This is a genomic window from Bradyrhizobium sp. 22 (genome assembly GCF_000482425.1).
Classification (GTDB): Bacteria; Pseudomonadota; Alphaproteobacteria; order Rhizobiales; family Xanthobacteraceae; genus Bradyrhizobium; species Bradyrhizobium japonicum_B.
Window position 1 is genome coordinate 3,061,604 of record NZ_KI519399.1, and the last position, 24,198, is coordinate 3,085,801.

At 65.6% G+C, this 24,198-nt stretch carries 21 protein-coding genes and 1 pseudogene; 16 read left to right on the plus strand and 6 right to left on the minus strand.

The annotated features are described in order from the left end of the window. Positions 1–175 precede the first annotated feature (175 nt). The 6 genes from K410_RS0115750 to K410_RS0115775 all read left to right on the plus strand — a co-directional run bounded on the left by K410_RS0115750 (position 176) and on the right by K410_RS0115775 (position 5,417). Positions 176–1,597 (plus strand): TadE/TadG family type IV pilus assembly protein, encoded by a 1,422-nt coding sequence (locus tag K410_RS0115750; protein WP_028135785.1) that lies wholly within the window; start codon positions 176–178, stop codon positions 1,595–1,597. A gap of 30 nt (positions 1,598–1,627) precedes the next feature. Then, positions 1,628–2,155, plus strand: coding sequence for a TadE/TadG family type IV pilus assembly protein (locus K410_RS0115755; RefSeq protein ID WP_080672163.1), 528 nt, complete (start codon positions 1,628–1,630; stop codon positions 2,153–2,155). Between the two features lie 8 nt (positions 2,156–2,163). Further along, positions 2,164–2,832, plus strand: a complete 669-nt coding sequence (locus K410_RS0115760; RefSeq protein WP_028135787.1) for a TadE/TadG family type IV pilus assembly protein — start codon at positions 2,164–2,166, stop codon at positions 2,830–2,832. A gap of 348 nt (positions 2,833–3,180) precedes the next feature. After that, the gene (locus tag K410_RS0115765) at positions 3,181–3,756 is read left to right on the plus strand and encodes a peroxidase-related enzyme (protein ID WP_028135788.1); all 576 of its coding nucleotides are present in this window, start codon (positions 3,181–3,183) and stop codon (positions 3,754–3,756) included. Positions 3,757–3,867: 111 nt separating this feature from the next. After that, positions 3,868–4,674, plus strand: coding sequence for a CoA transferase subunit A (locus K410_RS0115770; RefSeq protein WP_028135789.1), 807 nt, complete (start codon positions 3,868–3,870; stop codon positions 4,672–4,674). After that, complete coding sequence (locus K410_RS0115775; RefSeq protein ID WP_028135790.1) at positions 4,671–5,417, plus strand: CoA-transferase; 747 nt, start codon at positions 4,671–4,673, stop codon at positions 5,415–5,417. The genes K410_RS0115770 and K410_RS0115775 overlap by 4 nt, the downstream gene beginning before the upstream one ends. 103 nt (positions 5,418–5,520) lie before the next feature. Here K410_RS0115775 and K410_RS0115780 read toward each other — a convergent pair whose 3' ends face one another. The 3 genes from K410_RS0115780 to K410_RS0115790 form a co-directional block, all read right to left on the minus strand. After that, positions 5,521–6,810, minus strand: coding sequence for an MFS transporter (locus K410_RS0115780; protein ID WP_028135791.1), 1,290 nt, complete (start codon positions 6,808–6,810; stop codon positions 5,521–5,523). A gap of 111 nt (positions 6,811–6,921) precedes the next feature. Beyond that, a complete protein-coding gene (locus K410_RS0115785) occupies positions 6,922–8,118 on the minus strand; it encodes an acetyl-CoA C-acyltransferase (RefSeq protein ID WP_028135792.1) in 1,197 nt (398 codons plus the stop codon). A 271-nt stretch (positions 8,119–8,389) separates the two neighbouring features. After that, complete coding sequence (locus K410_RS0115790; protein WP_028135793.1) at positions 8,390–9,160, minus strand: enoyl-CoA hydratase; 771 nt, start codon at positions 9,158–9,160, stop codon at positions 8,390–8,392. Positions 9,161–9,306: 146 nt separating this feature from the next. Here K410_RS0115790 and K410_RS0115795 point away from each other — a divergent pair, with 146 nt between their 5' ends. Continuing rightward, positions 9,307–9,834, plus strand: coding sequence for a PaaI family thioesterase (locus K410_RS0115795; RefSeq protein ID WP_028135794.1), 528 nt, complete (start codon positions 9,307–9,309; stop codon positions 9,832–9,834). A gap of 69 nt (positions 9,835–9,903) precedes the next feature. Beyond that, a complete protein-coding gene (locus tag K410_RS0115800; RefSeq protein WP_028135795.1) occupies positions 9,904–10,521 on the plus strand; it encodes a TetR/AcrR family transcriptional regulator in 618 nt (205 codons plus the stop codon). A gap of 109 nt (positions 10,522–10,630) precedes the next feature. On the opposite strand, the gene K410_RS0115805 is transcribed toward K410_RS0115800, so the two are convergent. Continuing rightward, complete coding sequence (locus K410_RS0115805) at positions 10,631–11,539, minus strand: LysR family transcriptional regulator (protein ID WP_028135796.1); 909 nt, start codon at positions 11,537–11,539, stop codon at positions 10,631–10,633. Positions 11,540–11,641: 102 nt separating this feature from the next. Here K410_RS0115805 and K410_RS0115810 point away from each other — a divergent pair, with 102 nt between their 5' ends. From K410_RS0115810 to K410_RS0115845, 8 genes and pseudogenes are all read left to right on the plus strand, one after another. After that, positions 11,642–13,138 carry a CoA-acylating methylmalonate-semialdehyde dehydrogenase gene (locus K410_RS0115810; RefSeq protein WP_028135797.1) on the plus strand — a complete coding sequence of 499 codons (1,497 nt, stop codon included), beginning with the start codon at positions 11,642–11,644 and terminating at the stop codon, positions 13,136–13,138. A gap of 152 nt (positions 13,139–13,290) precedes the next feature. After that, entirely contained in the window at positions 13,291–14,436 is a 1,146-nt protein-coding gene (locus K410_RS0115815; protein ID WP_028135798.1) for an isobutyryl-CoA dehydrogenase, read from the plus strand. After that, on the plus strand, positions 14,433–15,500 hold the full coding sequence (locus K410_RS0115820) for an enoyl-CoA hydratase/isomerase family protein (protein WP_028135799.1): 1,068 nt from the start codon (positions 14,433–14,435) through the stop codon (positions 15,498–15,500). The genes K410_RS0115815 and K410_RS0115820 overlap by 4 nt, the downstream gene beginning before the upstream one ends. Positions 15,501–15,513: 13 nt before the next feature. After that, positions 15,514–16,419 (plus strand): annotated as a pseudogene (mmsB, locus tag K410_RS0115825) (3-hydroxyisobutyrate dehydrogenase); the annotation flags it as partial. Beyond that, positions 16,419–18,137: an AMP-binding protein gene (locus tag K410_RS0115830; RefSeq protein WP_028135801.1), complete on the plus strand. Its 1,719-nt coding sequence runs from the start codon at positions 16,419–16,421 to the stop codon at positions 18,135–18,137. The pseudogene mmsB and the gene K410_RS0115830, both read left to right, overlap by 1 nt. Before the next feature lie 151 nt (positions 18,138–18,288). Next, entirely contained in the window at positions 18,289–18,768 is a 480-nt protein-coding gene (locus K410_RS0115835) for a MaoC family dehydratase (RefSeq protein ID WP_028135802.1), read from the plus strand. Positions 18,769–18,886: 118 nt separating this feature from the next. Beyond that, positions 18,887–19,804: an SDR family NAD(P)-dependent oxidoreductase gene (locus K410_RS0115840; RefSeq protein ID WP_028135803.1), complete on the plus strand. Its 918-nt coding sequence runs from the start codon at positions 18,887–18,889 to the stop codon at positions 19,802–19,804. 166 nt (positions 19,805–19,970) lie between these two features. Beyond that, the gene (locus K410_RS0115845) at positions 19,971–21,212 is read left to right on the plus strand and encodes a BaiN/RdsA family NAD(P)/FAD-dependent oxidoreductase (protein WP_028135804.1); all 1,242 of its coding nucleotides are present in this window, start codon (positions 19,971–19,973) and stop codon (positions 21,210–21,212) included. Positions 21,213–21,303: 91 nt separating this feature from the next. On the opposite strand, the gene K410_RS0115850 is transcribed toward K410_RS0115845, so the two are convergent. Together K410_RS0115850 and K410_RS0115855 are read right to left on the minus strand one after the other, a co-directional pair. Next, the gene (locus K410_RS0115850) at positions 21,304–22,383 is read right to left on the minus strand and encodes a D-TA family PLP-dependent enzyme (protein WP_028135805.1); all 1,080 of its coding nucleotides are present in this window, start codon (positions 22,381–22,383) and stop codon (positions 21,304–21,306) included. Between the two features lie 3 nt (positions 22,384–22,386). After that, positions 22,387–24,198 (minus strand): ABC-F family ATP-binding cassette domain-containing protein, encoded by a 1,812-nt coding sequence (locus K410_RS0115855; protein ID WP_028135806.1) that lies wholly within the window; start codon positions 24,196–24,198, stop codon positions 22,387–22,389.

Genomic DNA, 24,198 nt, shown 5'->3' on the forward strand with positions numbered 1-24,198 from the left:
GACATCCCGGTCCGCTTCGGCTGCTGTTTGCGGATTGCCCGTAAGCGTTGATTAAGAGAGCCGTCGTCATATCCCGCCTGTGATGGGCGAGCGCCGGGATCGATACCCGGCAGCCTCGTCCGGCGATTTCAGGGAAAAGACCGCTGCCGCAACGACGGCAGCCAGGATGAACGACATGCTCCGCCGCGCAATGCTCTGTTTCGCGACAGACCGGAAGGCCAACGTCGCCATCATCTTCGCGCTGACGATGGTTCCTATCATCTTTCTCCTGGGCATGACCCTCGACTACACGCTGGCCTTGCGCAAGCGCGAGCAGCTGAACGCAGCCGCCGATGCGGCCGCGATCGCAGCCGTGCGGCCCGCGATGCTGACGCAGACCGACGAGGCCACCATCCGGAACACGGCGGCTGCCGTCTTCGCTGCGAAGGCGAAACTTCCCGGGCTCGCCGCCGTGCCGACGCCGACGGTCACGGTCACGGATGTCGGTCTGTCGCGGACCATCACGGTGTCCTACGCTGCGGAATCGGTCAACAATTTCCCCGGCGTGCTCGGCAAGCAGACCTGGAAGGTGGCGGGGGCGGCGACGGCGCAGGCGTCCAGCGCCCCCAACATGAATTTCTACCTGTTGCTGGACGATTCGCCGTCGATGGCGCTGGCGGCCACCCAGAAAGACATCGACAACATGGTTCTCGCCACGAAGAACCAGCCCACTTACGCGAAGAATTGCGCATTCGCCTGCCACGAGGCGCATCCCAACAACGCAAATCCCAGCACGACGAACAAGGACAATCTCACGGTCGCGCGTGCGAACAACATCACGTTGCGGATCGATCTCGTGACCAACGCCGTCAAGCAATTGATGGTCGGGCCGTGGACCTGTCCGCAGTCGGGCACCACGGGCGGCGTCATGCAGTGCATGTCGGCGATCAACAACACGACCTACAAGGCCGCCATCTACACCTTCGACTACGCCTTGAATACGATCCAGATGCTGACCACCCCGACCACCGCCGGCACGAAGATCGGCAACATTCAGCTCCTGAAGGTCGACCATCAGAACTGCCCCGTTCTCGACAGCAAGGGCGCCTGCATCTACACGACCGACTACGGCACCGACATCTCGAAGGGGCTGACGGACCTCAATGCCATCATGCCCAATCCCGGCGACGGTACCGCGGCCGGCACGCCGCAGGAAGTGGTTTTCCTTGTCACCGACGGCGTCGAGGACAAGCTGATTCCGAAGACGGGGGGCAGCTGCGATCCCAGTGCCACCTATCCGCTTCCGCAGGCCAACACCTCGACTTTGCGATGCCAGCAACCGCTCAACACCGCCGTATGCGATACCATCAAGAGTCGGAACATCCGTATCGCGGTCCTCTACACCGAGTATCTGCAACTGCCGAGCGACGGCTGGTATAACGGCCGTATCGCGCAGTTCAACAACCCGACCTCGTCGACGGGCACGATCGCACAACGGTTGAAATCCTGCGCGTCGCCGGGCCTGTACGCAAACGTTCAGAATGGTGGCGACATCAGCAAGGCACTGACGGACCTGTTCATCAAGGTTGCGTCCAGCACGGCCAGCCTCGTGCAGTAGGAAGAGGCCATGTCCGGATCCCCCGCCACAATGAGGAGACGCCGCGATCGCTGCGCCGGTTTCGCGCGGGATAGCAGGGGCGCCACGGCGGTCGAGTTCGCGCTCGTCGCCGCGCCGTTCCTGGCCCTCGTCATCGCGCTGATCCAGACCTTTCTGGTCTTCTTCGCCCAGCAGACGCTCGAATCCATCGTGCGGCAGTCGGCGCGCCTCGTCATGACCGGGCAGGTCCAGTCCGCGAACATGACCCAGGCCGTCTTCAAGCAGAAGGTCTGCGACCAGATCCTGATCCTGTTCAAATGCAGCGGCATGATGGTCGACATGCAAGTCGCGACCTCGTGGACCTCCGCGAACACGGCGATGCCGACCCTGACCTACGACGGCTCGGGCAAGGTCTCCAACGTCTGGCAATTCAACCCGGGCCAGCCCGGCGATATCGTCGTGCTCCGCATCATGTACGAGTGGCCGGTCGTCCTCGGTCCGCTCGGTTTCAACCTGTCGAACCTCAGCAACGGCAACCGGCTGATCATGTCGTCCGCCGCGTTCCAGAACGAGCCATGAGCCACCCGATGATCTCCGCCCTGTCGTCCCGCGCCCGTCACCTGTTGACCGATGTCCGCGCCGTTGCAGCGACCGAGTTCGCCATCGTGACGCCGTTCATGCTGTTGCTCTACATCGGCGGCGTCGAGCTCGGCACCGCGCTCTCCATGAACGTCAAGGTCAGCGCGACCGCGCACAGTGTTGCCGACATGATCACGCAGAACACGTCCGTTAGCCCAAGCCAAATGGACGGTATCCTCGCGGCTGCGACCGCCATCATGGCGCCGTATCCCATCAAGAATGGCAGCACCTCCTTGATGACGATTACCGTCTCGGAAGTCTCGACCGACAGCAGCGGCAACGCAACGGTACAATGGAGCAAGTCGACCAGCGCGTCGGGGGCGAGAACGCCGGGGACCGCCATGACCTTGTCGTCCTTTACAGCACCGGGCGGCACCACCAACGCCAACATCTCGCTCATCCTGAGCGAAGTGTCCTACGACTACACGCCCAATCTCGGTTTCACCATCGCGGGCACCGTCAAGCTGTCCGACAGCTATTACCTGTTTCCGCGCTGCTCGACCAACGGTCCCGGCGGCTCCTCCAGCCCGCCTTATTACGACGTGAAGTATTCCACGACTTATCCGACATCGACCACCTGCACCTGCGTCCAGCATTTGCAGCAGAAGACCTGCTAGTCCCGCGCGAGCGGGCAGGGCTATCGTATTTCGGAGCGGGTTTTGGCTTGCGGCCGTCCGTCGAGACGCTCGCCGCTGGCAGGCCCTCGGTATGAAGACCGCGTGCGCGGCACAGGCCTCGACGAACCCGGATACTGCCCCACCCGATCCTGAGCAGACCGCCACCGGCGCGCGGGGCTGGTCTACAGCAACCCGCATTGCTTTGCGACATCGAAGCGGGCATTGATTGCGAGGAACGACGCCCCGACGCGCTCGACGCATTCACCCCGTGGATTTCTTGCAATGACCGGGCCCAAGGACAAAGAAGGCGAGGGGAGTCCCATAGAAGAGCCCAAGGATATTCAGGCCATGACCCAGGCACCCGCCATCAGTCGCTTTCCTGTCCCTGATCTTGCCAACATGCCGGACGACATTCGGGCCCGTATCCTGGCCGTCCAGGAGAAGTCCGGCTTCATTCCGAACGTCTTTCTGGTGCTCGCGCACCGACCGGACGAGTTTCGCGCCTTCTTCGCCTACCACGACGCGCTCATGGACAAGCCGGGCAACCTCACCAAGGCCGAGCGGGAAATGATCGTGGTTGCGACCAGCAACCTCAATCAATGCCAATATTGCGTCATCGCGCATGGCGCGATCCTGCGCATCCGCGCCAAGGATCCGTTGATCGCCGATCAGGTCGCGGTCAATTACCGCAAGGCGGACATTACCGATCGGCAGAAGGCGATGCTCGACTTCGCCGTCCGCGTCTCGACCGAGGCCTACAAGGTTTCCGAATCCGATTTCGCCACGCTGAAATCGCACGGGTTCACGGAAGAGGACGTCTGGGACATTGCCGCGATCACGGCCTTCTTCGGCCTCTCCAACCGGCTTGCCAACGTCACCAGCATGCGTCCGAACGCGGAATTCTACGGCATGGGGCGCGGCTGACCGAGTCCGCACGTTCACGATCGGGGGCTGCGCGGCTCAGGTGCCGCGGGCGAAGCCGGAAGTCGATCCTGTTCGATCGGCCTCCTGGGAAGCGAAGGGAGAGGTGGAGACATGACGGATTTCGTAACGCCGCAGCAGATGGCGGAGATGATACCTTCTGGGTGCAAGCTCGGCCTGGCACCGGACGACTACGCTGCGGCCCCGGGATTGGTTCGGATGCTGATCGAGCGCGGCATCCGCGATCTGCACGTGGTCTGTGCGCCGATCGGCGGCATGCAGGTCGACATGCTCATCGGTGCCGGTGCCGTGGCGACGCTGGAGACGAGCGCGGTCAGTCTCGGCGAGGCGGGCGGCGCGCCATGTTTCAGCCGGGCCGTCCGCGACGGATCGATTCGCCTTCGCGACGCGACCTGTCCCGCGGTGTTCGCAGGCCTGACGGCCGCCGAGAAGGGCGTTCCGTTCATGCCGATCCGCGGCATCATCGGCAGTGACGTCCTGAAGAAACGGGACGATTGGAAGCTGATCTCCAATCCGTTCGACGACGGCGAGAAGATCGTGGCGGTCTCGGCGATTCGGCCCGACATCGCCTTGTTTCACGCGCCCGAAGCGGACCGGTTCGGCAACGTCCGGCTGGGGCGCCGGCGCGAGGTGATGTTGCTGGCGCACGCGTCGAAGCAGGCCTTCGTGACCGTCGAGCGCATTTCCGAGGTCTCGCTGCTCGACGACGAGAAGATGGCCGCGGGCGTCCTGCCGGCGATCTACGTCAGCGCGGTGGCAGAGCTGAAGAACGGGGGGTGGCCGACTGGGCTCTACGCCGAATATCCCAGGGACGGGCAGGAGGTCGAGAAGTACGCGCGCGCGGCCCGCTCGCCGGAAGGCTTCCAGGCCTACATCCAGGGTTCGGGGAGCGCGGCATGAGCGAGCCGTGCACCAGCCGTGAGTTGATGATCTATACGATCTCGCGGCTGCTGAAGGGGGTGCGGCATGTTGCGGTTGGTCAATCCTCGCCGATGCCCGCGGCGGGAGCCATGCTGCTGCGTGCGCTCAACGAGCGTGACGGACTGGAACGCCTGCAGGTCTCGATCCTCGGCTCGGTCAAGCACAATGCCTTCACCGGCGGTGCCGAAGAGCTGTTCGATTGCGCCGCGCAGGGGCGGCTCGACGCGTTCTTTCTTGGCGGCGGCCAGATCGACGGCCGGGGCAACGTCAATCTCGTCGGCACCGGCGACTATCCGAACAATCCGGTCCGATGGCCCGGCTCGTTCGGCTCGGCCTATCTGTATTTTCTGGTGTCGCGCGTCATCCTGTTCCGCGAGGAGCACAGCCTGCGGTCCCTGGTGGAGCGCGTCGATTTTGTGTCTGCGCCCGGGGTCACGGACGAGACGGTCTACCGGCGCGGCGGCCCGCACGCGCTGCTGACCAACGCGGCGTTGTTTTCCTTCGAGCGCGAGGCGGGACGCTTTCGCCTCGAGAGCATCCATCCGGGATATGATTGGCGCGACATTCGCGGCACCACGGGCTTCGCGTACGACAACGAGCAATGTGAGGTCACGACGCCGTCGCCGGACGAGGCGACACTCGCCTTGATCCGGCGCCGGATCCGCGAGGAGCTGCGCGAATGCTATCCGCAGTTCGCAGGGGCCATGCCGGGGCCGGGGTAGGATATCGCTGGCTTTCACGCGCTCGCAATGACGAGGAGGAGAGAGTTGCGCGCGATCTGTCCTGCCGGTGCACGCCGCACCGGGGAGATATCCTTGTGCCGCCTTATGCCATCGCCGCTTGCGGCTTCGGTTGCCGCGACAGCGCCAGCACGATCAGGGCGGCGAACACGCAGAGCGCGCCGGCGATGAAGAACGCGGGCAGGTAGCTCTGATAGACCGTTCGCGAGAATCCTGCCCCGAACGCCGCGGCGCCGGCGCCGAGCTGATGGCCGGCGAAGATCCAGCCGAACACCAGGTTGGCGCGCTCGGGCCCGAATTTCTGCGCGGTGAGCCGCACCGTGGGCGGCACGGTCGCGATCCAGTCGAGGCCGTAGAACAGCGCGAAGAGCGAGAGGCCGTAGAAAGAGAAGTCGGTGAAGGGCAGGAAGATCAGCGAGAGCCCGCGCAAGCCATAATACCAGAACAGCAGATAGCGGTTGTCGTAGCGGTCCGACAGCCAGCCCGACATGATGGTGCCGAAGAAGTCGAAGATGCCCATCGCGGCGAGCAGGCTGGCGGCCTGCACCTGCGGGATGCCGAAATCGAGGCACATCGGGATCAGGTGCACCTGGACCAGGCCGTTGGTCGAGGCGCCGCAGACGAAGAAGGTCGCAAACAGGATCCAGAACGCCGTCGACTTCGAGGCGTCGGCCAGCGTGCCGAGCGCCACCGCGGTGATCGAGCCGTGGCTGGCGGGCGGCGCGGGCAGGGGTTTGGTGCCTTCGTCGCCGAACGGGCGCTGGCCGACATCGCTCGGCCGGTCGCACATTGCGAGCAGGACGGCCAGTGCGGAAACGCCGAGCATGATGCAGACGAAGCCGAGCGCGAGCCGCCAGCCGTAGCGTTCGGTGAGGCTCGCCAGCAGCGGCAGGAACACGAGCTGGCCGGTGGCGACGCTCGCGGTCATGATGCCGACCACGAGGCCGCGTCTTGCCGCGAACCAGCGCGTCGCGATCGTCGCGCCCAGCACCAAGGCGGTCATGCCGGTGCCGATCCCGATCACCACACCCCAGAGCGCGATGAGCTGCCAGACCTCGGTCATGCCGAGCGAGGCGACGAGGGCCGAGACGACGATCAGCTGCGCAACCAGCGTGACGTTGCGCAGGCCATAGCGGTTGAGCAGGGCGGCCGCGAACGGCGCCATCAGTCCGAACAAGATGAAGCGGATCGACAGCGCCGAGGAGATTTCCGCCGTGCTCCAGCCGAATTCCTTCTGCAGCGGAACGATGAACACGCCGGGCGCGCCGACCGTGCCGGCGCTGATCAGCGCGGCAAGGAAGGTGACGCCGACCATCACCCAGCCGTAATGGATGTTGCGGCGGGAGAGTGCTGCCGCGAGCCAGTTCGAGATCATCGAGCCTCAATCATGGTTGTCGAGCCCATGGGGACCCGCATCATCGTTGCAATCTGGCACAGGCGAGGAAAGTCTGAAACGCCAGACTTCCCTCAATTTCAGACATCGAGGTCAGCGGGCCGGCCGCTCGACGGCGATGGCCGTGGCCTCGCCGCCGCCGATGCACAGCGCCGCGATACCGCGCTTGAGGTTGTTCGCCTCCAGCGCATGCAGCAGCGTCACGATCAACCGCGCGCCGGTGGCGCCGATGGGGTGGCCGAGCGCGCAGGCGCCGCCGTTGACGTTCAGTCTGTCGCGGGGAATGCCGAGATCGCGCTGTGCCGCCATCGCGACCACGGCGAAGGCCTCGTTGATCTCGAACAGGTCGACATCGGAGGCAGCCCAGCCGACCTTGTCCAGCAGCTTGCGGATCGCCGGGATCGGCGCCGTGGTGAACCATTGCGGCTCCTGGCTGTGGGTGGCGTGGCCCCTGATCTCGGCGAGAACCGGCAAGCCGTTCCGATCGGCAAGCGAGCGTTTCGTCAGCACCAGCGCCGCGGCACCGTCGGCATTGGCGGAGGAGGCCGCCGGCGTGATGGTGCCGTTGGCGCGGAATGCAGGCTTGAGGCCCGGGATCTTGGCGGGGTCGACCTTCAACGGATGCTCGTCATTGGCGATCACGCGCGGGCCTGCCTTCTCGCTCAGCGTGATCGGCGCGATCTCGGCCTTGAACGCGCCGCCCTCGACTGCCTTGCGGGCGCGGGTGAGCGTCTCCATGGCGTAGGCGTCCTGGTCCTTGCGGGGGAACTGATAGGCCTCCGCGGTGGCCTCGCCGAAATCGCCCATGGAGCGGCCGGTCTCGTAGGCATCCTCAAGCCCGTCCATCATCATATGATCGATGATGCGGTCATGGCCGACGCGATAGCCGCCGCGCGCCTTTGCGAGGAGATATGGCGCGTTGCTCATGCTCTCCATGCCGCCGGAGACGACGATGTCGGCCGAGCCGGCGCGGATGATGTCGTGCGCCAGCATGGTCGCCTTCATGCCGGAGCCGCAGACCTTGTTGACGGTGGTGGCACCGGTGGCATCGGGCAAACCGGCGCTGCGGGCTGCCTGCCGTGCCGGCGCCTGGCCTTGTCCCGCCGGCAGCACGCAGCCCATGAAGACCTCGTCGACCTTCTCCGGCGCGAGCCTGGCGCGTTCCAGCGCTGCCCCGATCACGCGCGAGCCGAGCTTGTGCGCGGCTAGCGGCGACAATTCGCCCATGAAGCGGCCGAGCGGGGTACGGGCGGCGGAGACGATGACGACGGGATCGGCGGCTTCGGCCATGACGGAACTCCCAGGCGATGGCGTGTAAGATTATAGTCATCATATGATGCGACGCAAAAAATGCAACCGCGGCCGGGATGAGAAAATGTCGTGACGAGGATGAGATTTGTTGCGGCGGCGATGTCCGTGTCCCGGACGCGGCGCGACGTGCAACGTTGCGACGCAGAGCCGGGACCCAAATTCGCGCCGGCCCCAGTGCTGCATGGGCCCCGGCTCAGCGGCGCACCGCAAAGGGGCGCTGCGCTGCGTCCGTGGCACGGAAACCTGCGTCCTACCTCTTCCGGTTCACGAAGGCGGCCATCAGCCGGGTCGGCTCGTCGGTCAGGAACGACTGCCCGAACACCTTCACGCTCAGGTTCACCGATTCCGTCAGCGGCAGCTCCTCCCATTGCCGCAGCAGTGCCTTCTGCGACCGCAGCGCTTCGGGGCCGCATTCAAGCAATGCCTTCACCAGATGCTCGATTTCCGTATCAAGCCCGCCCTCCGGCGCGACCTTGTCGACGAGGCCCCAGGCCAGCGCGGTGGCTGCGTCGATATTCTCCGCCGTCATCACCAGCCAGCGCGCGCGAGCCCAGCCGATCAGGCGCGGCAGCAGGGCCGCATGGATCACCGAGGGGATGCCGACACGCACCTCCGGCATGCCGAAATGCGCGTCATGCGCCGCGATCCGGAAGTCGCAGGCCGCCGCCACTTCCAGTCCGCCGCCGAGGCACCAGCCGGGCATCCGCGCGATGACCGGGGCGGGGAAGGCGCGCACGGCCTCGCAGAGATCGCGCAGGCGGCTGATGAAGGCTTCGGCCGATGTCTGGTCGAGCTTGGCCATCTCCTTGATGTCGGCGCCGCCGATCATGCTCCTCTCGCTCTGCCCGCGCAGCACCACGACGCGGATGCTGCGGTCGGAGCCGAGCTGCTGCAAACCCTCGCGCACGGCGTCGGTCACCGGCGAGCCGAGAATGTTGAGCGGGCCGGCGTTGCAGATCGCGACATGGACGACGCCGCGCGCATCGCGCGTCACGCCGCAATGGTGGTTGAGCATTTCCATCGTGGGATCCCGGTCGGCTTTGGTGGCGCGCACAAGGCGCAGCGGTCGGTGTCACTTCCGGGCCGAAATCCCCGGCTTGTCAAGTCGCCAGTTGCCAGCGCGAAGTCCGCGAAGTAGTATGATGTTCATCATTCAAAGAGGCGTCTATGACCCCTAGCGATCAACTCGACCTGTTTTCGCCGGCGCAGCGGCGTGAGCGCGTGGTGGACTGGCAGGTGCCTGCGCCGGTGGCGAGGGCGGCCATGGCGCTGTCCGGCATGGATGCCATGCTAGGCATTCGCGACGGCCGGCTGCCGCCGCCGCCTTTCGCGAAGCTGATCGGCTTCACCATGGCCGTGGTCGAGCCGGGGCGGATCGTCATGGAACTGGAGCCGCGTGAGGATCTCGAGAACACCATCGGCCTCATCCACGGCGCGACCGCCGCGGCGCTGCTCGATACCGCCATGGGCTGTGCGATTTCGACCCGGCTCGAGGCCGGCCAGAGCTCGGTGACCCTGGATTTGAAGCTGGCGTTCCTGCGTCCGCTCTCGGTTCGTTCCGGGCTGATCTCGGCCGAAGGTAAAGTGATCAAGCTGGGGCGGCAGACCAGCTACACCGAGGGCTTCGTCCGCGACGGCAAGGGCGCCCTCGCGGTGCATGCAACTGCAACCTTTTCGATGATCGCAGCAACTTAACATGAATTAATGCAGCCATTTCGGCCTCCGCGTGTTATGAGATGATTTCCAACATTCAATGAGACCCGCATGCGCTATTCCCGGGAACACAAGCAGGAAACCCACGACCGCATCGTCAGGAAGGCTTCCGTGCGGCTGCGCGAAAAGGGCGCCCACGGCATCGGCGTCGCCGACCTGATGAAGGAGGCCGGCCTGACCCATGGCGGCTTCTACGCGCATTTCGATTCCCGCGAGGCGCTGGTGATCGAGGCGTTCGGTTACGCGATGGAGCGCTCGATGGAGCACTGGCGCAAGATCACCGACGAGGTGTCGCCGGAGAAGCGGCTGGCGCTGATCGCGGAGACCTATCTCTCGGCGCTGCATCGCGACAATCCCGGCCATGGCTGCTCGATTCCCGCCCTCGGCGCCGAGATCGCCCGCGAGAGCCCGAAGGCGCGCAAGGCCTTTGCCGGCAAGCTCGACGAGATGATCGAGCTGTTGGCGGACTACATCCCGAACCTGCCGCGCAAGGCCGCTCGCAAGCAGGCGATCGCGACGCTGGCGACGATGGCCGGCACCATGCTGCTCGCGCGTATCGCTGGCTCTAGCGAACTGTCCGACGAGGTGCTCAAGGCGGGCCGAGACGTTGCGCTCGAGGGCGCAAAGCGCGAGCCGAAGGCTGTGGTGGCGAAGAAGGCGAAGAGCTAGGCGAGGTCCTGTAGAGTGGGCAAAGGGAAGCGTGCCCACGACTTCGTTGCTATCGCAGAGAGATGGTGGGCGCGGCGCTCTGCGCCTTTGCCACCTTGCAGGACTGGCGCTACCGCCCCGCGAATAGCGCCCGTTCGCGCTCGACGATCTCGCTGATGTAATCCGCCACCGCGCGGATGCGCGCCAGATCCTTGCTGTCGGCGTGCATCAGCATCCAGAACGTGCGCGTGATCGAGATCTCGTCGGGCAGCACCGGAACCAGTTGCGGATAGTCGGTCGCCATGAAGTGGGGCAGCACCGCGATGCCGAAACCGGAGAGCGTGGCATTGAGCTGGGCGATCAGATTGGCGCTGCGGAAGCGCGCGGATATCCGGGGCGACACCTGCGGCAGATAATCGAGCTCCGGCGTGAACAGGAGCTCCTCGATGTAGCCGACAAAGCGGTGCTGCGGCAGCACCTCGCGCGAGGTGATCTTTGGGAAACGGTCCAGATAGGCGGGCGCGGCATAGAGGCCGAGGCGGTAGTCGAGCAACTTGCGGCCGACGATGCGGCCCTCCTTCGGCATGGTCAGGCTGATGGCGATATCCGCCTCGCGCTTGGAGAGGCTGAACAGCCGCGCGGTCGCCACCAATTGCAGATCGAGATCGGGATAGCGGTCGGCGAAAGGCGTCAGCCGCGGCGCCAGGAAGGCGGTGCCGAAGCCGTCGGGTGCGCCGATCCGGACCGTGCCGGTCAGCCGCGCCACCGAGCCGCCGACCTGCTCCTGGTTGGCGACGATGGTGGATTCCATGGCTTCGGCGCTGTCGGCGACGCGCTGGCCGGCCTCGGTGAGGAGGTAGCCGGTCTTGCGCCGGTCAAACAGTTTTGCCGAAAGGTGCCTTTCCAGCCGGTCGACCCGGCGGATCACCGTGGCATGGTCGACGCCCAGCTGTTTTGCCGCAGCCGAGACCGAGCCGCCACGCACGATGGCCAGCACGAAGCGAAAGTCGTCCCAGTCGATAGCGCCTTGATCCAGCATTTTCGCACATCTATGGTGCATTATCTCAGACTTGAATCCTATAAAATGCAGGTCGATAGGATTTGTCAAAGCGACCACGCTCGGCCTGAAGGAGACCATTCCATGCGTTCAATCGGACATTTCATCGGTGGCAAGGAGGTCAAGGGCACCTCTGGCCGCACCGCCGACGTTTTCGAGCCGATGACCGGTGACGTTCAGGCCAAGGTGGCGCTGGCGTCCAAGGCCGAGGTCCGCGCCGCCGTCGAGAACGCGCGCGCCGCGCAGCCCGAATGGGCCGCCACGAACCCGCAGCGCCGCGCCCGCGTCATGATGAAGTTCCTCGAGCTGGTGCAGCGCGACTACGACAAGCTCGCTGAGCTGCTGGCCCGCGAGCACGGCAAGACCGTGCCGGACGCCAAGGGCGACATCCAGCGTGGCCTCGAGGTCGCGGAGTTCGCCTGCGGCATCCCGCACCTGATGAAGGGCGAATACACGGAAGGAGCAGGTCCCGGCATCGACATCTATTCGATGCGCCAGCCGCTCGGCGTCGTCGCCGGCATCACCCCGTTCAACTTCCCGGCGATGATCCCGATGTGGAAGTTCGCGCCCGCGATCGCCTGCGGCAACGCCTTCATCCTGAAGCCGTCGGAGCGCGATCCCGGCGTGCCGATGCTGCTCGCTGAGCTCATGATGGAAGCGGGCCTGCCGGCCGGCATCCTCAACGTCGTCAACGGCGACAAGGAAGCGGTCGACGCCATCCTCGACGATCCCGACATCAAGGCCATCGGCTTCGTCGGCTCCACCCCGATCGCGCAGTACATCTATGAGCGCGCCGCGCAGACCGGCAAGCGCTGCCAGTGCTTCGGCGGCGCCAAGAACCATGCCATCATCATGCCCGACGCCGACATGGACCAGGCCGTCGACGCGCTGATCGGCGCCGGGTACGGCTCGGCCGGCGAGCGCTGCATGGCCGTCTCGGTCGCGGTCCCCGTCGGCAAGTCCACCGCCGACCGTCTCATGGAAAAGCTGATCCCGCGCGTCGAAAGCCTCAAGATCGGCACCTCGATCGATCCGTCCGCCGATTACGGCCCGCTGGTCACGCGCGAGGCGGTCGAGAAGGTCAAGAGCTACATCGACATCGGCATCAAGGAAGGCGCCACGCTCGCCGTCGACGGCCGCGGCTTCAAGATGCAGGGCTACGAGAAGGGCTTCTATCTCGGCGGATCGCTGTTCGACAACGTCACCAAGGACATGCGGATCTACAAGGAAGAGATTTTCGGCCCGGTGCTCTCGGTGGTGCGCGCGCACGATTACAAGGAAGCGCTGGCGCTGCCGTCGGAGCACGACTACGGCAACGGCGTCGCCATCTTCACCCGCGACGGCGATGCCGCGCGCGACTTCGCGGCCAAGGTGAACGTCGGCATGGTCGGCATCAACGTGCCGATCCCGGTTCCGATCGCCTATTACACCTTCGGCGGCTGGAAGAAGTCGGGCTTCGGCGATCTCAACCAGCACGGCCCGGATTCGGTCCGCTTCTACACCAAGACCAAGACGGTGACCTCGCGCTGGCCGTCCGGCGTCAAGGAAGGTGCGGAATTCTCGATCCCGCTGATGAAGTAAGGCTGTAGCCCAGCCCGTCATTGCGAGCGCAGCGAAGCAATCCAGGATCTCACCGCGGATACAGTCTGGATTGCTTCGTCGCTTCAGTGCAAAATTGCTCCGCGATTTTGTCACGAGCTCCTCGCAATGACGAGAACAATGAGCAGCCCAGCATGCAGTTCGCTCTGAACGAGGATCAGATCGCAATCCGCGACATGGCACTCGCGTTTGCGGCCGAGAAGATCGCGCCGCATGCGCTGCGCTGGGACGAGGAGAAGCATTTCCCCGTCGACGTCATGCGCGAGGCTGCGACGCTCGGCATGGGTGGCATCTACATCCGCGACGATGTCGGGGGCTCCGCCATGACGCGGTTCGACGCGGCGCTGATCTTCGAGGCGCTGGCGACCGGCTGCCCGACCACCTCGGCCTTCATCTCCATCCACAACATGGCGTCCTGGATGATCGACGCCTACGGCAGCGACACCCAGCGCCACCAATGGCTGCCAAAGCTCTGCACCATGGAGCTGATCGCCAGCTACTGCCTGACCGAGCCGGGCGCCGGCTCGGACGCAGCGGCGCTGCGCACCCGCGCGGTGCGCGACGGCGACCATTACGTCCTCAACGGCCAGAAGCAGTTCATCTCCGGCGCCGGCGGCACCGATCTGCTGGTGGCGATGGTGCGCACCGGCGGTGACGGTCCCGGCGGCATCTCGACCCTCGTCATCGACGGCAAGACGCCGGGCGTCTCCTTCGGCGCCAACGAGCGCAAGATGGGCTGGAACGCGCAGCCGACCCGTGCGGTGACGTTCGAGAACGCCCGCGTGCCCATTGCCAATCGCCTGAGTGAGGAGGGCGTCGGCTTCAAGATCGCGATGGCCGGCCTCGACGGCGGCCGCCTCAACATCACGGCGTGTTCTCTTGGTGGTGCCCAAACTGCGCTCGACAAGGCGCGCGCCTACATGAAGGAGCGCAAGGCGTTCGGCAAGCGCCTCGACCAATTCCAGGCGCTGCAATTCCGCCTCGCCGACATGGCGATCGAGCTCGAAGCCGCGCGCACCTTCCTGTGGCGCGCTGCGGCCGCGCTCGACCGCAAAGACCCCGATGCCACCATGCTGTGCGCGATGGCAAAACGCTTCGGCACCGATGTCGGCTTCGAGGTTGCCAACCATGCTCTGCAGCTTCACGGCGGCTACGGTTACCTCAGCGAGTACGGCATCGAGAAGATCGTGCGCGATCTGCGCGTGCACCAGATCCTCGAAGGCACCAATGAAATCATGCGGCTCATCGTGGCGCGCAAGCTGATCGAGGGCGCGCGATGAGCGGGGTGGAAGAGGGCGATCTCATCGCCCGCGTCGAGGGGGCGGCCGGCATCATCAGGCTCAACCGTCCCAAGGCGATCAATGCCGTGACGCTGGAGATGTTTCGCGACATCGAGAAGGCACTCGATCGCTTCGAGGCCGATCCTGAAGTCGCCGTGATCGTGCTGGAAGGCGCCGGCGAGCGCGGGCTCTGCGCCGGCGGCGACATCCGCGCGCTCTGGGAGAGCTCGAAGGTGAACGGCGACCTCGGCAAGATCCTGTGGCGCGAGGAATACATCCTCAACGCCCGGATCAAGAAATTCCCGAAGCCGTATGTCGCCTTCATGGACGGCATCGTGATGGGCGGCGGCGTCGGCCTGTCCGCCCATGCCAGCCATCGCGTCGTCACCGATCGGACCAAGCTCGCCATGCCCGAAGTCAGTCTCGGCTTCTTCCCCGATGTCGGCGGCACCTATCTGCTCGCGCATTCGCCGGGCGAGATCGGCACCTATTTCGGGCTGACCGGCCAGACCATGAATGGACCGGATGCGATCCATGCCAAGTTCGCCGACTGGGTCGTGCCGGCGGTGAAGTTGCCCGAGCTGCGCGAGGTCCTGACGAAGCTGCGTTCCGGCGCGACCGCCGCCGAGGTCAGCAAGCTGATCGGCAGCCTTTCAACCGCCGAGGCCGGGGGGCCGGTGGCGGCGAAGGAGCCTGCCATCGACGCGCTGTTCGGCTTCGACCGCATGGAGGACATCGTTGCGGCGCTCAAGCGCGACGGCTCCGACTTCGCGCTGGCCACGCTCAAGACGCTCAACGAAAAATCGCCGCGCGGCATGGTGGTGACGCTGAAGCTCTTGCGGCTCGCGCGCGCTTCATCGAGCCTGGAGGAGTGTCTGGTGCGCGAATACCGCGCCGCGCTGGAAGTCTTCCGCAGCGATGATTTTCGCGAAGGCGTGCGTGCCGCCGTGATCGACAAGGACCGCAACCCGACCTGGTCGCCGCGAAGAATCGAGGATGTGACGCCGGAGATGCTTGCGCCGTATCTCGCCGAGATCGGCGCCGACGAGCTGAAGTTCAACTGACAACAACGCGACAGCGGAGGAAACGACAATGGCCACGATCGCATTCATCGGTCTCGGCAACATGGGCGGCCCGATGGCGGCTAACCTCGTCAAGGCCGGCCACAAGGTGGTGGCATTCGACCTCGTCGAAGCCTCGCGTAATCAGGCCAGGGCCGACGGCGCTGGCATTGCCGATAGCGCCGCGGGCGCGGTGAAGGGCGCCGATGTCGTCGTCACCATGCTCCCCGCAGGCAAGCACGTGCTCGGTGTCTGGAACGAGGTCGTTCCTGCCATGACCAAGGGCGCGCTGATCATCGACAGCTCTACCATCGACGTCGAGAGCGCGAGGGCCGCGCATGTGCTGGCGGCGAAGCACGGCGTGCTTTCGGTCGATGCGCCGGTCTCCGGCGGCACCGGCGGCGCCAAGGGCGCGACGCTTACCTTCATGTGCGGTGGCGAGGAGAAGGCGTTTGTCGCGGCCAAGCCGGTGCTGGAGAACATGGGCAAGAAGATCGTGCATTGCGGCGGCGCCGGCGCCGGCCAGGCGGCAAAAATCTGCAACAACATGATCCTCGGCATCTCCATGATCGCGGTCAGCGAGGCTTTTGCGCTCGGCGAGAAGCTCGGCCTCTCGCATCAGGCGCTGTTCGACGTCGCCTCGACCTCCTCGGGCCAGTGCTGGTCGCTGACGACCTATTGCCCGGTGCCGGGCCCGGTGCCGACCTCGCCCGCCAACAACGACTACAAGCCGGGCTTCGCTTCGGCGCTGATGGTGAAGGATCTGACGCTGGCGCAGGATGCCGCCAAGGCTGCCGGCGCGGCTACGCCGCTCGGCAAGCATGCGCAGGAGATCTATCAGTCTTTCGACGCAGCCGGCCAGGGTGGGGTGGATTTTTCCGGAATTATCAAGCACGTTAGGAGTCTGGCCGGGAAAGCTTGATGACGACATTCCAGGAAGCGCGCGCGTTCCTTCTGCAACATCGCACGGATTACGAGACGGCGGTCAAAGACTTCCGCTGGCCGGATCCGGTCCCTTTCAACTGGGCGCTCGACTGGTTCGACGCCGAGCTGGCAACCAATGCGGAGAGCAGGGATCGTCCCGCGCTCTGGATCGTCGATGCCGCACAGGATCGCCAGACAAAGCTGTCCTTTGCGACGCTCTCCAAGCGCTCCAACCAGGTCGCGAATTTTCTCCGCGCGCAAGGCCTGCAACGCGGCGATCATCTGCTCTTGCTGCTCGGCAATGTGATTCCGTTGTGGGAAACCATGCTGGCGGCAATGAAGCTCGGCGTTGTCGTGATTCCCGCGACCACGCTGCTCACCGCGGATGAGCTGCGCGACCGGCTCGATCGCGGCAAGGCCAAGGCGGTGGTGGCGGCCGAAGATCAGGTCGCGAAGTTCGCGAGCCTTGGCGCCGAGAATGTCGTCCGGATCGTCGTCGGGGCGGTTTCCAACGGCTGGCTGGCCTATGACGAGGCGGCGAAAGCCTCGGAGAGCTTCGCGCCTGATGGTCCGACCAACGCCGACGACCCGATGCTGCTCTATTTCACCTCGGGCACGACGGCGAAGCCGAAACTCGTCCGGCACAGCCAGCGCAGCTATCCGGTCGGCCATCTCTCGACCATGTACTGGATCGGGCTGAAGCCCGGCGACGTCCATCTCAACATTTCCTCGCCCGGCTGGGCCAAGCACGCCTGGAGCTGCTTCTTCGCGCCGTGGAATGCGGGCGCGACCGTGTTCGTGGTCAACCAGCCGCGCTTCGATGCGAAAGGCCTGCTCGCCACCATCGGCCGTTGCGGCATCACCACGCTGTGCGCGCCGCCGACGGTGTGGCGGCTGTTCATCCAGGAGAACCTGGCCTCGTTCAAGGTGGCCTTGCGCGAGGTCTGCGGCGCCGGCGAGCCGCTCAATCCTGAAGTGATCGACCAGGTGCGGGCGGCCTGGGGCCTCACCATCCGCGACGGCTACGGCCAGACCGAAACCACCGCGCTGGCCGGCAACTCGCCGGGCCAGAAGATCAAGATCGGCTCGATGGGCCGGCCGCTGCCGGGCTATCGCGTGCAGATCAGCGACGCCGACGGCCATCCCGCCAGGGAAGGCGAGGTCACGCTGCTGCTGGGCACCGATCGCCCCGCCGGCCTGATGCAGGGTTACCAGGGCGACGACGGCCAGCTGTCCGGCGCCGAGGGTGAGCTCTATCGCAGCGGCGACGTCGTGTTCGAGGACGACGAGGGTTATCTGACCTTCGTCGGCCGCTCCGACGACGTGTTCAAATCGTCCGATTACCGGATCAGCCCGTTCGAACTCGAGAGCGTGCTGCTCGAGCACGAGCTCGTCGCGGAAGCCGCGGTGGTGCCGAGCCCGGACCCGATCCGCCTTGCCGTTCCCAAGGCCTTCGTGCTGCTGACCTCGGGCACGGAGCGGACGCCGGAGACGGCACTCTCCATCTTCAGGCATCTGCATAGCCGGCTGGCTCCGTTCAAGCGTATCCGCCGCCTCGAAATCGTCACCGAGCTGCCGAAGACGATCTCTGGCAAAATCCGTCGCGTGCAGCTACGACGGCTCGAACGCGACGACGATCGCGAGGACCCGCTGCGCGGCCGGGAATTCCGCGAGGAGGATTTTCCGGAGCTGGTGAAGGCAAGGGGCGAAAGTTAGTGAGATTTCGTCATTCCGGGGCGCGCGAAGCGCGAGCCCGGAATCCATTTCGCAGCAGGCTCTGCGGCGCGATGGATTCTCAGATGCGCAATTGCGCATCATAGCTCGATGCTCCGCATCGCCCCGGAATGACGGCACCAGGAGTGACCAAATGAACCAAATCTGGAAGTCGCCGCCGATCACGCTCGAGGCCTATCAGGCCTTGGTCGGCAAGGAGATCGGCGTGTCGTCCTGGCATCTGATCGACCAGCCCCGCATCGATAGCTTTGCCGACGTCACCGAGGATCACCAATTCATCCACGTCGATCCCGAAAGAGCCAAGAAGGAAACCGCGTTCGGCACCACCATCGCGCACGGGTTCCTGACCATGTCGATGTTGTCGGTGATGTCCTATGAAGTGATGCCGGCGATCGCGGGCACCACGATGGGCGTCAATTACGGTTTCGACAAGCTGCGCTTCATCTCCCCGGTGCGCGCGGGCAAGCGCATCCGCGGCCGCTTCGTCCTCGCGGAAGCCAAGCTGCGCAAGCCGAACGAACTGCAGTCCCGCACCAACGTCACGGTCGAGATCGAAGGCGAGGACAAGCCGGCGCTCGTCGCCGACTGGCTCGGACTGATCTATTTTGACTAACCCGCGGCGTCGTTGCCGGGCTTGACCCGGCAACCCATCGCTGCTCAAAAGCCTGTCGATTTGATGGATGGCCGGGTCAAGCCCGGCCATGACGAACTAGCATCTAGGAAACGCACTCATGGCAATCAGGTTCGACGGACGCGTCGCCATCGTCACCGGCGCGGGCAATGGTCTTGGCAAGGCGCATGCGCTGGGGCTGGCGAGCCGCGGCGCCAAAGTGGTGGTGAACGATTTCGGCGGCGCGCGCGACGGCACCGGTGGTTCGCTGTCGCCGGCCGAAGCCGTGGTCGAGGAGATCCGCAAGGCCGGCGGCACGGCGATGGCCGACGGCGCTGATGTCTCGAACTTCGCGCAGGTCACCGCCATGGTCGAGCGCGCCACCAAGGAATGGGGCAGCGTCGACCTCTTGTGCGCCAATGCCGGCATTCTGCGCGACAAGTCGTTCGGCAAGATGGAGGCGGCCGATTTCCAGAAGGTGCTGGACGTGCACCTCGTCGGCACCTTCTATTGCTGCAAGGCGGCCTGGGCCGGCATGCGCGACCGCAATTACGGCCGCATCGTGCTGACGACATCGTCCTCCGGCCTCTACGGCAATTTCGGCCAGGCCAATTACGGCGCGGCGAAGTCGGGCATGGTCGGCCTGATGAATGTGCTCGCGGAAGAGGGCCGCAAGAACGACATCCGCGTCAACATCATCTCGCCGACCGCGGCGACCCGCATGACCGAGGAGCTGCTGCCGCCGCAGGCGCTGCAGCTGATGAAGCCGAACGCGATCACGCCCGCGGTCGAGTACATGCTGAGCGAGGACGCCCCGACCCGCACCATCATGGGTGCCGGCGCCGGCTCCTTCGCCGTGATCAAGATTTTGGAGAGCGAGGGCATCAACCTGCCGGAGTCCGAATGGACGCCGGACGCCGTCGCCGCGCATTTCGCGGAGATCAGCGACATGTCGAAGGCCAGGGCGCTGACGGGCGCGTTCGAGCAGACGCAGAAATACGTGGCGCAGGCCGCGGCGCGGGCGGGGATCAAGCTCTAACCCTTCGGTCATTCCGGAGCGCGCGTCGCGCGAACCCGAATCCATCGCTCCTCAGAATCCGCCGCCTGATGGATTCTCAGGTGCGCAATTGCGCACCATAGTTCGCGCCAAGTGGCGCGCCCCGGAATGACGAGCGAGGCGTGAGAATCTGCCCTAAACTCCCGCCATGACCTCATCCGACTCCCACATCGCCGTCATCGGTGCCGGTCCCGCCGGGTTGATGGCCGCGGAGGTGCTGGCGCAGGGCGGCGCGCGCGTCACCGTCTATGACGCGATGCCGTCCGCAGGCCGCAAATTTCTGATGGCGGGCCGCGGCGGGCTCAATCTCACTCACAGCGAGCCGTTGCCGCAGTTCATGGCGCGCTACCGCGAGGCGGCACCGAGGCTGCAAGCGGCGATCGCGGCGTTCTCGCCCGAGGGGCTGCGGGCGTGGAGTGAAGCATTGGGCGAGCCGACCTTCGTCGGCAGTAGCGGCCGGGTGTTTCCGAAAGCGTTCAAGGCTTCGCCCTTGCTGCGTGCCTGGCTGCGGCGCCTCACCGCCAGCGGGGTGCGGTTTGCCTTCCGGCATCGCTGGACCGGATGGGACGGCGAGGGGCGGCTGCTGTTTCGAACGCCCGATGGCGAGGCGGCGGTCGTTGCCGACGCGACGGTCCTCGCGCTCGGCGGCGCGAGCTGGCCGCGGCTCGGCTCGGATGGCGGCTGGGTCGGGCTCCTCGCTGCCAGGGGCGTTGCCATTTCCAGACTGCGGCCCGCCAATTCCGGCTTCACGGTCGCTTGGTCAAACGTGTTCCGCGATCGCTTCGAGGGCCAGCCGCTCAAGGGTGTAGCGCTGACGATCGGTGGGCACACGGTGCGCGGCGAAGCCATGATTACGCGCAACGGCATCGAAGGCGGCGCGGTCTACGCGCTGTCGACGGAGCTGCGCGAAGCCGTGCTCGAACTCGGCCAGGCGCCGTTGACGATCGCATTGCGGCCCGACCTCGATGCCGGCGCGTTGACGACGCGGCTATCGGGCACGCGCGGCAAGCAATCGCTGGCGAATTTCCTGCGCAAGGCCGCGCAAGTGTCGCCGGTCGGAATCGGGCTGATGCAGGAGGCCGCCATTGCGTCTGGCCGAACGCTGGCCTCGTTCGCGCCGGCGGAGCTTGCGCAGCTGATCAACGCCATTCCGGTGCAGCTCACAGGCATTGCCCCGATCGAGCGCGCGATCTCGACCGCGGGCGGGATCACCTTCGCCGAGCTCGACGACCGCTTCATGCTGCGCAAATTGCCCGGCGTGTTCGCCGCCGGCGAGATGCTGGACTGGGAAGCGCCGACCGGCGGCTACCTGCTGCAGGCCTCATTCGCGACGGGGCTTGCTGCGGGCAGGGGCGTGCTCGCGTGGCTCGCCAACTCACAGGACTCGTAGCAAAGGCGCAAAGCGCCTTGCCCACGAGTTCGCGCGCAACGGGCTCATGGTTGGCACGCTCCGCTTTGCCCACCCTGCGGCAGTGTGCTCGTTACCGCAGCTTCCCCCGCGCCGCCACGGGCAGCGTGCCGATGATCTCCTCGCCGCGGACCATCACCACCTCGTCCATCATGTTGACGACGACGCAGACATGGTTCGGCACGATGCGGACGACGTCGCCGACATTCGGCCGGGTGTTGCTGCGGGACAGGTCGAGGAAGCCGTGCTCCTCGGCGAATTTCGCGATCTTCGCCTCGGGATGCTCCAGGATAAGGCCGTGGCCCTCCAGCCCGCCGGTATCCGTTGTCAACGTCTTCGAGCCGGCGTCTAAGATGCCGCGCTCGGGCGCCGCGCGGCTCACCACCGTCGAATAGATGTGCAGCGCGCAGTCGTCCCAGGTCGCCGAGCCGGCGGCAACCTGCATGCGGTCGTTGTAGATGTAGGTGCCGAAGCGGTGCTCGGTGCCGCCCTTGAGCTTGCCGATGTTGACGAGGTTCGGCGTGCCGCCGGTCGAGACGATCCTGGCATCCAGCCCGTGCGCGCGCACGCCGGCCAGTGCCTCGTCGTAGAAATTCTGCGCGTCCGCCCAGCCGGTCTCGGTCGGATACAGCATGAAGCCGGCGAATTCGAGCCCCTTGAATGCCGCGATCTCGCGCGCCAGCGCGATGGCTTCGGCCGGCGTCTCGACCCCTGCGCGCTTGCGCCCGGTGTCGCATTCGACCACGACCGAGAGCGGACGGCCCGATGCAGCGGCTGCCTTCGGCAGGCCGGCGACGACGGTGGAATTGTCGGCGGCCACCGTCATGTTGGCTTTGGCCTGCAGCGCCCCGAGGCGGGCCATTTTCTCCTCGCCGAGCAGATTGTAGCTGATCAGAATGTCGTCGATGCCGGCATTGACCATGATCTCGGCCTCGCCGAGCTTCTGGCAGGTGATGCCCTTGGCGCCGGCCGCGATCTGCATCTTGGCGATGGTCGGATTCTTGTGCGTCTTGATGTGCGGACGGTTGGCGATGCCGGCGTCGTCGCAGGCCTTCTGGATCCGCGCGATATTGCGCTCGACCCGGTCCATGTCGATGACGGCGCAGGGCGTGCCGTATTCGCGGGCGATCTTGGCGGCAAGGGGCGTGGTCATGATCTAAGCCTGTTCTATTTCTTCGCGGAGCATTTCCAGTTCGAGCCAGCGCTCTTCGGCAGCAGACAGCTCTTCGTGTGCCTTGGCGATGGCGGCCGACGTATCGTCGAATTTTTTGCGATCCTTCGCATAGAGACTGGGATCGTCGAGCACGCGCTGCAGCTTGGCGATATCGGCCTGCAGCGTCTCCATCTTCTTCGGCAGCGTCTCCAGCGCGTGCTTCTCGTTGAAGCTCAGCTTCCGCTTCGGCGCGGAGGTGGGAGCCGTGGCGCGCTCCTCCTTCTTCTCCACAGAGGCTTGCGCTTTCGGCGCTTCGCGTTTCAAATCTGCACCGCGCTGCGTGAGCATGTCGCTGTAGCCGCCGGCATATTCGGTCCACTTGCCGTTGCCCTCGGGCGCGATCACGGACGTAACGACGCGGTCGAGGAAGTCGCGGTCGTGGCTGATCAGGATCACCGTGCCCTCGTAATCGCCGAGCATCTCCTCGAGCACATCGAGCGTTTCGAGATCGAGGTCGTTGGTCGGCTCGTCCAGCACCAGAAGGTTCGAGGGTTTCGCCAGCGCGCGCGCCAGCATCAAGCGGCCACGCTCGCCGCCGGAGAGCACCTCCACCGGCGTGCCGCGCTGCTCCTGCGCGAACAGGAAGTCCTTCATGTAGCCGACCACATGCTTCGGCTTGCCGCCGACCATGATCTGATCACCGCGGCCGCCGGTCAGGGCCTCCGCCAGTGTCGACTTGGGGTCGAGGCTTTCGCGGTGCTGATCGAGCGTGGCTACCTCCAGATTGGCGCCGAGACGTATCGTCCCGGAATCCGGCTGCATGCCGCCCGTGAGCAAATTGACCAGCGTGGTCTTGCCGGCGCCGTTCGGCCCGATGATGCCGAGGCGGTCGCCGCGCTGGATGCGGGTCGAAAAATTGTCGACGATCTTGCGCTCGCCATAGGCCTTGGTGATGCCCTTCGCCTCGATCACCAGCTTGCCGGATTGCTCGGCTTCGCTGGCTGCGAGACTGGCGGTGCCGGCCGTGCCGCGATAATTGCGACGCTGGTCGCGTAGCGCATGCAAATTGGCGAGGCGCTTGACGTTGCGCTTGCGCCGGCCGGAGACGCCGTGGCGCAGCCAGTGCTCCTCGTCGACGATCTTGCGGTCGAGCTTGTGCTGGTCGCGCTCTTCCTCCGCCAGCACCTCGTCGCGCCAGCTCTCGAACGAGGCAAAGCCGCGGTCGATCTGCTTGATCCGGCCGCGGTCGAGCCAGGCGGTCGATCGCGAGAGGTTGGTCAGGAAGCGGCGGTCGTGGCTGATGATCACCAGCGCACTGCGGCGGCCGTCGAGCTCGCGTTCCAGCCATTCGATGGTGGCGAGATCGAGATGGTTGGTCGGCTCGTCCAGCAGCAGAATGTCGGGCGAGGGCGCCAGCACATAGGCCAGCGCCGCGCGCCGAGCCTCGCCGCCGGAGAGGTCGTGCGGGTTCTCCTCACCGGTGAGGCCGAGCTGCTCCAGGAGGTAGCGCGCCTGATGCTGGTCGTCGCCGGGTGCGAGCCCGGACTCGACGTAAGCAAGCGTGGTCTTGTGCGCGCCGAAATCAGGCTCCTGCGGCAGATAGCGCACGGTGGCGCCGGGCTGAACGAAGCGCGTGCCGCCGTCGGGCTCGACCAGGCCGGCCGCGATTTTCAGCAGCGTCGATTTGCCGGAGCCGTTGCGGCCGATCAGGCAGACCCGCTCGGATGGCGCGACGTTGAGCTCGACGCCCGACAGCAGCGGCGTGCCGCCGAAGGTCAGCCTGATGTCCTTGAGTTGGATCAGCGGCGGGGCCAT